Raw genomic sequence first — 10,287 nt, forward strand, 5'->3', positions numbered from 1 at the left:
GGCCGAACAGCGTCCTCATGCGGGCGCAGGTCAGATAGAGCCGCTGCTCGGCTCGCGTAATGCCTACGTAAGCGAGACGTCGTTCCTCCTCGAGCTCCTCGTTGTCGACGAGCGCCCGGCTATGCGGGAAGACGGTCTCCTCCATGCCGATGATAAACACGATCGGGAACTCCAGTCCCTTGGCGCTATGCATCGTCATGAGCACGACGGCGTCGTCGTCCTTCTTCTCTTCTTCCGCATCTTTGCCCATGGAGTCGATGTCCGCAATCAGCGCCAGGTCGGTCAGGAACGCGACGAGCGACTTGTCTTCGTTGCGTTCCTCGAAGTCCATCGTAACGGAAAGGAATTCCTCGATATTCTCGATGCGAGCTTTGGATTCCAACGTATTTTCGCGCTGAAGCTCTATCTTGTACTGGGACAGCTCCAGCACCTTCTCCGTCAGCTCCGTCACCGTCAAATAATCGACCATCGCCGTCAAATTATAGATAAGTCCGTAGAACTCGCCCAGCAGCGCCCTCGTCCGACCGTTTACCTCGACGTCGCCGAGATCGCCAAGCACCCGGTAGATCGAAACGCCGCGCCGAGCGGCCTCTTCTTCCAGCTTGCCCACCGTCGTGTCTCCAATACCCCGCTTCGGCACGTTAATGATGCGAGTCAGGCTGATATCGTCGTCCGGATTGGACATAAGGCGCAGATAGGCCAGCAAATCCTTGATTTCCTTTCGGTCGTAGAACTTAATCCCGCCGACGATCTGATAGGGAATGTCCGACTTGATCAGAATTTCCTCGATCACCCGGGACTGGGCGTTCGTCCGATAAAGGATGGCATGATTGGAGAAGCGACGTCCTTTGTTGACGTTTTTGCGAATCTCGCTCGTTACATAATACCCTTCGTCATGCTCCGAGTCCGCCTGGTAGAGCGAGATCAAATCGCCGGGTCCCTGCTCCGTCCACAGCTTTTTCGGCTTCCGGCCCGTATTGAGGTTGATCACCGCGTTCGCCGCGTCCAGAATATTGCCCGTCGAACGATAGTTCTGCTCCAGCATAATCGTCCGGGCTTCGGGATAGTCGCCCTCGAAATTGAGAATGTTCGTAATGTCCGCGCCGCGCCAACGGTAGATGGATTGGTCGCTGTCGCCTACTACGCAAATATTGTGATGCTTGTCCGCCAGCATGCGGCAGAGCATGTATTGCGCCCGGTTCGTATCCTGATACTCGTCGACGTGAATGTACCGGAACTTGTTCTGGTAAAATTCAAGCACCTCCGGCATTTCCTTGAACAGCCGGATCGTCATCATGATGAGATCGTCGAAATCCAGGGAGTTGTTGCTCCGCAGCCGCTTCTGGTACATCGCATATACTTTGGCCACGATTTCGTCGAAGTAGTCTCCGATTTTCCGTTCCAGCTGCTCCGGCGTCACCAGCTCGTTCTTCGCGTTGCCAATCGAGGCTTGAACGGCCTTCGGCTCGACCTTTTTCGTATCGATATTAAGATCCTTCATGCAGTTGCGGATAACGGAAAGCTGGTCCGAAGAGTCCAGAATGGAGAAGTTGGACGTAAAGCCGATCCGGTCAATATCCTTGCGCAAAATACGCACGCACATGGAGTGGAACGTCGATACCCAAATATCCCTGCCCGATGGACCGACCAGCGCTCCGACCCGCTCCTGCATTTCCCTTGCCGCTTTATTTGTGAACGTGATCGCCAGAATGCTCCACGGCGCTACTCTTTTTTTCTCGATCAAATAAGCGATGCGGTGCGTCAGCACCCTCGTCTTGCCGCTGCCCGCTCCGGCCATGATGAGCAAAGGGCCGTCGGTCGCGAGAACCGCTTCGCGCTGCGGCGGATTCAGCTTCTGTACCGCCTGTTCGATGCCGATGGAATTAAACATGATTGTACTCCTTTGTTCGCCATTTTGTTCGCCTATTCTCAGTTTAGACAACGCATCCCATACTGTCAATTTGCACTTTTTTGAAAGGAAGGAAGCCCTATGAATCCGGGCATCCGGACGCACGCGAATGTCCGTTTCAATAGAGTGGACTCTAGCATCTATTAGTGAGTAGAGGAGGTGATTATTATGGCTAGCTTGATTCTCCCCCGCGCATTCACGGTAGCGGTCGCCTACGACGTTCTGAACTACTTCATGATCGCCCCTGTCGGCGGCATCAGCCTGCCTGCGGCCACGGCGACCGACATCGGTCCCGCAGTCGAAACATGGCTGGACGATACGGGCGCGACGGTTACGACATTCGCCGTCGATATAAGCACGCCCCCGGCTGGCACAGAATACGCCTACCAGTTAATCGTAGACGGACAATTGCAGGAGGAAGGTTTGGTCACAAGCGTTACCGATGCTGTGCTGGAGCTGACTTCCGCAACGGCAGCTACGATTCCTTCCGAGGCACGCGTCGTATTTACGATTTTCCAGGTTGTGACGACGTATTCCTGATGAGAAATCCTCTATCGAGGCCTGGCAAAAACAAACAACACCCTTCAGCTCACGGGCTGCAGGGTGTTGTTCTTTGTTGCATTAACCTTTAATGACGATAAATTGGGCAATAATGCGCGAGCCCTCGGGCGGCGGCTGATCCGACACGAAAAGAAGCATGCCGGGGTACACCGCATATACTTCCGGCGATTGCAGCATGCCGTCTACGAATACGTTCGTTAACGAGACGCGGGTCGGATCGGGGAGGCGGCTGTCATATCCCGGCATGGCCTCGCGTGGCGTGAACATTCTCCGTTCCCCGTCTCCCAGGGCGTAATAATAATAAGGATGCGCCGACAGCAGGCGCCTCTTCCTCCCTTGCTTGCACTTGCCCCCGCTCTTGAGATCCGAAAGCTTGCCCTTCCGCCCCCTCGCGCAGCTTGCGATGACCGCTTTCATCTTCTCACTCCTGACCAGCCTCGTTGACTACTATTCTATTATAGTCGGACCGATGCCGCAGGGACGCCTCCAACGGCCTATTTATACACCGCCGCCACCGTCGACAAAGCTGCAGCCAGATCGCTGTACACAATATTGCCCACAACGACCGTATGCGCATGCTCTCCCGCCAGGCGCGCTTTCTCAGCACTATCGATTCCGCCGCCGTAAAATAATCGGGCCGAGCCGATCGCCCGACGCGCGCTTCGCAGCAGCTCCATGTCGCCGAATCGGCCGCTGTATTCGATATAGATGAGGGGCACTCTCATCAACTGTACCCCCATTCGAATATGAGCAATCAGCTCATCAACCTCAAGCTCCGTCTTGGCGCCCGTCAGCTTGGCAGCGGTAGCATTCTCGTTCAATATAATATAGCCCTGCGCCGCAGTCTCCTCCCACGGCACAAACGTCCCGTACTCCTTCAACCCTTCGATTTGGTTGCCGAGTATCCACTCCGAGCGATCCGTATTCAGCACGATGGGCACGAAATAACCGTCAAACCCCGGAACCGCTCCATCCATGGTGGATACCTCCAACGCGCAATCCAACTCATAACGGCGAACGCGCGACATTAAATCAACGGTATTCTCAAAGGTAACACCGCTAGAACCTCCGATTATTATTGCATCTGTGCCCGATGTGCAGATCGCGTCGAGCGCTTCATCCGATATCGTCTTGTCGGGATCAAGCTTGAAGGTATGCCGCCACTTTCCAAACCATTCTTCTTTCATCTATTTGTACGCCTCGCTTCTTGTACATTACAGCCGTATTTCTCTATGCTAAGTCAGGGCGTGGTGTCTGTCAAACCCGCTTCTTCTCAATGCGTTCGCGCAGCAAATTTATAAATTCCTTATCCGACTCCCCCGGCTCTTGAATGCGTTCCATATAGGCAAGCGCTTCTGCAGGATTGCCATCTTCCTTGCCAATGCCTTGATCCGCTAATCTCGCCAACACACGAAGCGCATGGTCATTGTTCCCTTCCAGCGTGTATGCCGCGATCGCTTCCTCATACCGTGCGGCGATCACGAGACGGTCTCCCTCCGACAAACCATTGTCCTCCACTCGAAAGATCGGCGTAATGGCGTCTTCATGCAGGAAGTATCCCGCAGAGCTCGACAGCTTGCGGTCATGCTCGTCGTAAGCGTCAACCGACCACGCGAACTCCCCTCCCGGATAGAGCATGCCCAGCAGTCCGGCCGTATTTAGCGTCACCTCTCCATCTTGCCCGTAGCTCTTTCCATACATATTATAGTTGCGATTGCGCTCGCTAATAGAAAACGTGGCTTCTTGACCTGTATATTTTTGATCCGATAATGCGGTTGTTGCAGCGCCTGTGTACTTGCCGTTCCGGTCACGGTATAGATAAGAGATGTTGAGCTTGTAATAAACCGCTCCCTCATAAGGCTTCCACCGAAGCCGCAGTTCATCTCCTTGAATGAGCTCCTTGCGCCCCGGGGATACCGCGATCACTTGCGGCACAAATAGCACATCGTGCCCGGCTGTGGCCATACCGTCAATAACAACCGACTTCGACTCGGACTCCGTCATATAATACCCGCTAATTTGCTCCGTCCGTACCCCAACCGCTACATCGTATTCGCCGGAATCTATCCCATAAAACCGATATCGTCCGTTTTCATCTGTCATCGTTGCCGGGTAATGGGTTAGCGGAGGCGAATAATACGTAGAATCATCGGTTCTCTGCAGCATGACGAATGCATTTGGAACAGGCTCATCGCCAATACGGACAACGCCTTCCAAAGACGCCTTCCCTTCTTGCGCATGTCTCGACTCCAGAATAGCCAGATACGCCTTCTGCTCCTCCCTGGATATCCACTCCGCGCCTCCCATCCTATCCATCTCGTGCAGCAAGCTCTCTGCCCGATCCCAATTGCCCATCCAAAAATGCATCAAAGCCAGATTGTAGGAAACATTCGTCATCTGCTCCGTATGCCCATATTGTGCGAGCAGCTTCTCCAGCTTATCGATCACGTCGGCACGCTCCTGAAGGTCAAGCTTCGTATTGCCAGTACCGCTGGATGATGCGCCCCCGGATGATTTGACAAAAATATAATCGCTCTCGCCTCTTCCCGTCTGATTCGCAATGTCCATGGCAAGCCGATTAATTGCGGGCCTCGCGTAGTTATCGTTCGGGAACCATTGCAGCAACGCCTGATAATAACCCTGATGGTACAAAAAAGACGGAAGCTCTTTATAGCCGAACCACCCCAGTAGCAGCAGCGTCACCAGCATACCCGCCAGCGTTCTTACCCTTAGCCGCATTAACGATCCTCCCCCTCCAATTGCGAAGCATAAAATACGCCAGCGGTCGATACAATGATCCGTTCTTCTTGCTCAGCACCCTTCCCTAACGTATCCGCCGCCATATTCGCTTGCATGGAGTGGGCTTGCTGCCAGCCATACAGGGGTATTGCGATAAGGAGAAGAAGCACAGCAGCGGCAACTGGCGCCGGAATCCGGATTTCCCGATTCCACCAAGATAGACTCTTCGCATGGGCGCGCCTCAGAACATCTGCTTGCATCTCCTCGCTGAACTTCACCGGATCCATCTCCTCGCGAAGCTGCTCTTGGAGCTTCTTATCCTCCCCAGCTTGATTCATACTCCCAGCCTCCTTCTTCCAATTGCTGCTTCAGCTTTTTTCTTGCCCTATGCAGCTTGCTCTTTACAGTACCCTCCGACTCTTGCAACACATCCGCAATCTCTGTAATTTGCATCTCATGAAAATAATAAAGGACGATAACTTCCCGATAGAGCATCGGCAATCTTCCGATTTCCTCACGCAAGGTCATTTTGTTAAGCCAATTGGCGGAGCCAGGTTCCTCGCTGCCAGAGGACTCTGGCCAGTCATCGGCATCTTGCACCAAATCCATTCGTTCCCGCAAAAAAAGCCGCTGCCACGACGCTCGCCGCATTCTGCTTCTACATAAATTGATGGCAATCCGGAGCAGCCATCCCTTCAATGAACCGTCCCCCCGATATTGATCCGCTTTCCGGAATGCGGTCAGAAAGGTCTCTTGGCTTACATCCTCCGCCAAATGTCGGTCTTTCAGCAGCAATGAAGCCGTTCGAACCACATCGTTGCCGTAACGCTCCATCAACCATGCCAATGCGGCCTCGTCGCCTCTCTTTAACTGTTCGATCCACTGCCGTTCCCCGTCCATCCTGTCACCTGCCTTACCGATCCGTTACATGCGTTAATTCTTCATCTCATTCATCATTTAGCAGGATAAATATCACCTGCCGCACCTCTCTACAGTATACGATGCGGTCAACATGCCTATAGGTTGCATGGAATAGGCCAATTTGTGATTATTCAAGCCCTGCGTCAAGTCGGATTATTCAAGGAAAAAGGACCTCATTCCCCACTTTACAGTGGAATTCGAGGTCCTTTTGCGCATAAATTGGAACGTTTCCTGTCATTCGAACATTTTGGGACAGCCCCGTATCATTACGACTCTATTTCACCAACTGTCCGCGCGTCACGCCCAACTGGTTTGTCGCTTTCAGACTGCGCCATACTTGCGTGCCGCTAATGCGGCCGTCCAGCGCATCGCGGTAGAGCGAGAGCACCTCTCCGACTTTGTCGCCCGTCTCTTCCAGGAACTCTACGCGGAAGTGGTCCACGCCTAGCTCCAGGAAGTTGCGGATGTACTCCGCGCCGGACTGCTCGATGGCGTTGTACACCGTGTTGCGGCAGCCTTCGTCGACGCGGACGGGGTGGGACATGCCGATCCGGTCCTGCAAGGAAGCGCGATGCTCCTCGCATGGACGTCCGCAATTCGTGAAGTCCGTGCCTTCGCTCATGAAGGTGCAATAAACGCAATGCTCCGTATGGAACATCGGCAGATGCTGATGGATGACGACCTCCAGCTTCGACGTGTCGGAACGCTCCAACAGGTCGACCATCTGCTGGATGTTGAGGTCATAAGATGGCGTGATGAGATCGACGCCCGCTTCGGCGAACAGGTTCACGGCTTTGTGATTCGCCACGTTCAGCGAGAAATCGCCGATCAGCTTAGGGAACGGAGCGTCCGGACGCTCCATCTTCGCCTTCAAATAGTAATAGAGAGCGCCCGTGTTGCGCACAAGGACGGCGTCCGGCTTCAGCTTCAGGATATTGGCATGATAGCCGTTCTCCCCCGGCATATGAATACGCGGTGTCGCGAGCGCGATCGGCACGCCCGCGCGGCGAGCAGCTTCCACGGCAGCCGGGAACTGCTTAATGAATTCGAAATCGGCATAAATGTACGAGACATCCGCCTCAATCGCCGCTTCCACTTGCTCCAGGCTACGACACAACGCCGTCAGCTTGGCCGCCTTGCCGCTGCGAACAGCATCCCGGCGCGCCGCAGCGTTGCTGGTCGCGTCGGAGAACGCATCAACCGTATGCTTGACGTATACCGGAGGCTTCGGCCGTTCTCCCGCCAGAAGCTCCACCGCTTCGCGGCGCATCCGGTTGAGCTCACGCACCGGCACGATCAGGTCTCCCTGCAGATAAACCTCCAGCTCGTCCAGTTGGAAGACCGTTCCTCCCAGCCGGCCCAATTGATCCTCGAGCAGCGCCGCATCCATAGGACGCTTCTGCGCTTGCTCCAGCATCAGCTCGGAGGCAACTTCAACGGTCGTTCCTTTCTGTACATCCGTCCAGAACGTGCGAAGCGGCTCGCCAAGCGCTCCCGTTACGCGCACGTGCAGCGGGAAAACGCGATACGGCTTATCCGTCTCGAACGTGGCGCGCAGCCGCTTGTCGAGCGCGGGATCGCTGGTCTTCCAGACCCGATCCCCCACATGAACCTTGCGCAAATCTACGTCGTTGCGTCCCGGCACGATCTCGATAAGCGTTCCTTCGGCAGCTTCAGCCTCCAGCTTTACGCCTTGGCGCCTGACGTCGTAAACGCGCCCGCCTTCTTCCTTCTTCGTGGGATCGCCAGCATCGAATACGATGCCGTCACCGCGCTTGAGCGGAGCTTCCAGACGAACCGTCACCGCGTCTCTCATGATCCGTTCCACGCGTCCAAGATATACGCCGCGGCTCTTAGGGAATGTCCCTTCGACGAGCTGCTTGTTGTTCGTGCCATCCAGGAAGCCATGTGTGAATCCGCGCGAGAAGCTTTGCTGCAGCTCTCGAACGTCCTCTTTGGACGGTTTCTCCATATTGCCGTCGAAGTAGTTGTCGATCGCCTTGCGGTATTTGCTGACGACGTTGGCTACATATTCCGGACTCTTGAGGCGGCCCTCAATCTTGAACGATGTAACGCCCGCCTCGATCAGCTCCGGCACGAGATCGATTGCCGCAAGATCCTTCGGCGACAGCAGGTAGGCGATATCGCCCATCGGCTTATGCTCTCCATCCACCATGAGATCGTAGGGCAAGCGGCACGCCTGCGCGCATTCGCCACGGTTCGCGGAGCGACCGCCCCACATCTCCGAAGTCAGGCACTGTCCGGAGTAAGATACGCAGAGCGCTCCGTGCACGAATACTTCCATCGGCAGCTTGGCCTGTTCACCGATCTTTTTGATCTGCTTCAAGTTGTTCTCCCGACCCAGCACCACTCGCTCCAGATCAAACGGCTTCGTAAATTCCACCGCCTCTGGCGAAGTGATGGTCATCTGCGTCGAGCCGTGAATCGGAAAATCCGGCGAAAGCTCGCGAATGAGCTTGACGAGTCCCAAATCCTGCACGATAACCGCATCCACGCCTGCGTCGATACACATCTCGATCAGCTTCTGCGCATCTCTAAGCTCATCCTCGAACACAAGGATGTTAAAGGTAAGGAAACCCTTCACTCCATACGTATGGAGAAAGGCCATAATCTCTGGCAGCTCCTCGCTGCGAAAGTTGTTGGCGCGGGCACGCGCGTTAAACTTCTCCACTCCGAAAAAAATCGCGTCGGCTCCGTTCGCTACCGCCGCCCGCATGCATTCCCAATCGCCGGCCGGAGCCAGCAGTTCTATATCCGATCTTGTTAATTGCGTTGTCAACATGTGTACCAAATTCCTCTCGGCGCGGCCTAAAAGAGGTTGTTCAAAAAGTCATCGAACTTTTTGAACTCGCACTTAAAGACTCTTCACGCGTTTCTCATTATAGCTTCTCTCTCGTATTCGCTTCCCCTAGTTTATCAAACGATGAGGTCGTATTCCAGCGTACATTACTGCCAACTGCGCCAAGCTCGTTCCTCTTTTGCCCATTTATTATGCGATTTTGTCTAAAATGCAATTTCCCACATGTCTATCCGCAAGGAAAGTGGTATACTAATGGCGGTTATGAAAACAATCCATCTACTGGATTCGGGAGGTATATGAAGGATGAAATTAGGCGTATTCAGCGTACTGTTCGCTCAGAAGCCATTCGAAGAAGCACTCGACTACATCGCCTCGAAAGGTCTCGACGCGATCGAGATCGGCACGGGCGGATATCCCGGCAATGCGCATTGCGATCCGGACACACTGCTTGCAGATGCAGGAAAGCTGAAAGCGTTTAAACAAGCAGTCGAATCACGCGGTCTGATGATCAGCGCACTCAGCTGCCATGCCAATCCGCTTCACCCGCAAAAGGCGCTTGCCTCTCCGGACGACGCCGTCATCCGCAAAACGATCGAGCTTGCGAACCGTCTGGAAGTTGAAGTGGTAAATACATTCTCCGGTTGCCCGGGCGACCATGAGGATGCCAAATATCCGAACTGGCCGGTTGCTCCTTGGCCAAACGACTTCCAGGATATCCTGAAGTGGCAGTGGGAAGAGAAAGTTATTCCTTACTGGTCCGAGATCGGCGGTATCGCCGAAAAAGCTGGCGTAAAAATCGGCCTGGAGCTGCATGGCGGCTTCTCCGTTCACAGCCCGGCTACCTTGCTTCGTCTTCGCGAAGCGGCAGGCAACGCGATCGGCGCTAACCTTGACCCAAGCCATATGTGGTGGCAGGGCATCGATCCGGTACAAGCCGTCCATATTCTTGGCCGCGCCGGCGCGATCCATCACTTCCATGCGAAGGACACGACGATCGATCCAATCAACGTAAACCGTCATGGCGTAACGGACATGCAGTCGTATTCGCTTATGCTTGACCGCGCGTGGCAGTTCCGTACAGTCGGCTTCGGTCATGACCTTAAAGTATGGGCGGATATCATCAGCGCGCTTCGCCTCGTGGGCTACGACTACGTCGTCAGCATCGAGCACGAAGACGGCCTGATGTCCGTAGACGAGGGCTTCACGAAAGCCGTCGCCAACCTGCAGCAAGTCCTCATCCGCGAACCGCTGGGCGAGATGTGGTGGGTTTAATCCGCTCGTAACGCCTTGTTTGGCGAAATGATATGCTTTCCTATTTTTATAGAAACGGCTCCCC

Annotated in this window: 9 protein-coding genes; 2 read left to right on the forward strand and 7 right to left on the reverse strand. The window is 54.6% G+C overall.

Translation table 11 applies throughout. The features are described from left to right. A partial coding sequence (gene pcrA, locus PAT3040_RS08805; RefSeq protein WP_108992319.1) for a DNA helicase PcrA occupies positions 1–1,891 on the reverse strand: 1,891 nt, incomplete at its 3' end. Between the two features lie 186 nt (positions 1,892–2,077). Between pcrA and PAT3040_RS08810 the strand changes: the two genes are divergently transcribed. After that, a complete protein-coding gene (locus PAT3040_RS08810; RefSeq protein ID WP_087569377.1) occupies positions 2,078–2,449 on the forward strand; it encodes a hypothetical protein in 372 nt (123 codons plus the stop codon). 81 nt (positions 2,450–2,530) lie between these two features. On the opposite strand, the gene PAT3040_RS08815 is transcribed toward PAT3040_RS08810, so the two are convergent. The 6 genes from PAT3040_RS08815 to PAT3040_RS08840 all read right to left on the reverse strand — a co-directional run bounded on the left by PAT3040_RS08815 (position 2,531) and on the right by PAT3040_RS08840 (position 8,933). Beyond that, positions 2,531–2,887: a DUF4183 domain-containing protein gene (locus PAT3040_RS08815; protein ID WP_108992320.1), complete on the reverse strand. Its 357-nt coding sequence runs from the start codon at positions 2,885–2,887 to the stop codon at positions 2,531–2,533. Between the two features lie 77 nt (positions 2,888–2,964). Beyond that, a complete protein-coding gene (gene pcrB / locus PAT3040_RS08820; RefSeq protein ID WP_108992321.1) occupies positions 2,965–3,657 on the reverse strand; it encodes a heptaprenylglyceryl phosphate synthase in 693 nt (230 codons plus the stop codon). A 70-nt stretch (positions 3,658–3,727) separates the two neighbouring features. Further along, complete coding sequence (locus PAT3040_RS08825) at positions 3,728–5,209, reverse strand: carboxypeptidase-like regulatory domain-containing protein (RefSeq protein ID WP_108992322.1); 1,482 nt, start codon at positions 5,207–5,209, stop codon at positions 3,728–3,730. Beyond that, complete coding sequence (locus tag PAT3040_RS08830) at positions 5,209–5,547, reverse strand: hypothetical protein (RefSeq protein ID WP_108992323.1); 339 nt, start codon at positions 5,545–5,547, stop codon at positions 5,209–5,211. Before PAT3040_RS08830 ends, PAT3040_RS08825 begins: the two co-directional genes overlap by 1 nt. Beyond that, on the reverse strand, positions 5,525–6,109 hold the full coding sequence (locus tag PAT3040_RS08835) for an RNA polymerase sigma factor (protein ID WP_087569382.1): 585 nt from the start codon (positions 6,107–6,109) through the stop codon (positions 5,525–5,527). Before PAT3040_RS08835 ends, PAT3040_RS08830 begins: the two co-directional genes overlap by 23 nt. A 295-nt stretch (positions 6,110–6,404) precedes the next feature. After that, positions 6,405–8,933, reverse strand: a complete 2,529-nt coding sequence (locus tag PAT3040_RS08840) for a U32 family peptidase (protein ID WP_108992324.1) — start codon at positions 8,931–8,933, stop codon at positions 6,405–6,407. Between the two features lie 321 nt (positions 8,934–9,254). On the opposite strand from PAT3040_RS08840, the gene PAT3040_RS08845 reads away from it, so the two are divergent. Then, positions 9,255–10,223 carry a sugar phosphate isomerase/epimerase family protein gene (locus PAT3040_RS08845; RefSeq protein WP_108992325.1) on the forward strand — a complete coding sequence of 323 codons (969 nt, stop codon included), beginning with the start codon at positions 9,255–9,257 and terminating at the stop codon, positions 10,221–10,223. Positions 10,224–10,287: the final 64 nt, after the last annotated feature.

The organism is Paenibacillus agaridevorans (assembly GCF_003112455.1).
Taxonomy (GTDB): domain Bacteria; phylum Bacillota; class Bacilli; order Paenibacillales; family Paenibacillaceae; genus Pristimantibacillus; species Pristimantibacillus agaridevorans.

Coding starts and splice junctions, on each gene's coding strand:
- PAT3040_RS08810 (WP_087569377.1), top strand. CDS start 2,078: ATGGCTAGCTTGATTCTCCCCCGCGCATTCACGGTAGCGGTCGCCTAC.
- PAT3040_RS08815 (WP_108992320.1), bottom strand. CDS start 2,887: ATGAAAGCGGTCATCGCAAGCTGCGCGAGGGGGCGGAAGGGCAAGCTT.
- pcrB (WP_108992321.1), bottom strand. CDS start 3,657: ATGAAAGAAGAATGGTTTGGAAAGTGGCGGCATACCTTCAAGCTTGAT.
- PAT3040_RS08825 (WP_108992322.1), bottom strand. CDS start 5,209: ATGCGGCTAAGGGTAAGAACGCTGGCGGGTATGCTGGTGACGCTGCTG.
- PAT3040_RS08830 (WP_108992323.1), bottom strand. CDS start 5,547: ATGAATCAAGCTGGGGAGGATAAGAAGCTCCAAGAGCAGCTTCGCGAG.
- PAT3040_RS08835 (WP_087569382.1), bottom strand. CDS start 6,109: ATGGACGGGGAACGGCAGTGGATCGAACAGTTAAAGAGAGGCGACGAG.
- PAT3040_RS08840 (WP_108992324.1), bottom strand. CDS start 8,933: ATGTTGACAACGCAATTAACAAGATCGGATATAGAACTGCTGGCTCCG.
- PAT3040_RS08845 (WP_108992325.1), top strand. CDS start 9,255: ATGAAATTAGGCGTATTCAGCGTACTGTTCGCTCAGAAGCCATTCGAA.